This window comes from Streptomyces noursei (assembly GCF_001646665.1).
GTDB classification, from domain to species: Bacteria; Actinomycetota; Actinomycetes; order Streptomycetales; family Streptomycetaceae; genus Streptomyces; species Streptomyces lavendulocolor.
Window position 1 is genome coordinate 1 of the sequence record NZ_LWBU01000167.1, and the last position, 406, is coordinate 406.

At 89.7% G+C, this 406-nt stretch carries 1 pseudogene; it reads left to right on the top strand.

What is annotated here, in order from left to right:
* Positions 1-215: pseudogene (locus A4V12_RS39935) on the top strand (ABC transporter); the annotation flags it as partial.
* Positions 216-406: the final 191 nt, after the last annotated feature.

Consider the following 406-nt stretch of genomic DNA (forward strand, 5'->3'; position numbering starts at 1 on the left):
TGTACGTGCTGGACGAGCCGTCGGCGGGGCTGCACCCGGCCGACACGGAGGCGCTGCTGGTGGTGCTGGACCGGCTGAAGGCGGCGGGCAACTCGGTGCTCGTGGTGGAGCACCACCTGGGCGTGGTGCGGCGGGGCGGCTGGCGGGGGGGCGGGGGGGCGCGGGGGGGGGGGCGCGGCGGGGGGGGGGCGGGCACGGGGCCGGCGGGGGGGGTGGGCGGGGGGCGGGGGGGGGGGGCGCGGGGGCCCCGCCCCCCCCCGGGGGGGGGGGGGGGCGGGCCGCGGGGGGGCGGGGGGCGGGAGGGGGGGGGGGGGGGGGGCGCGGGGGGGTGGGGGGGGGGGGGGGGGCGGGGGGGGGGAGGGGGCGGGGGGGGGGGGGGGGAGGGGGGGCGGCGGGGGCGGGGGGC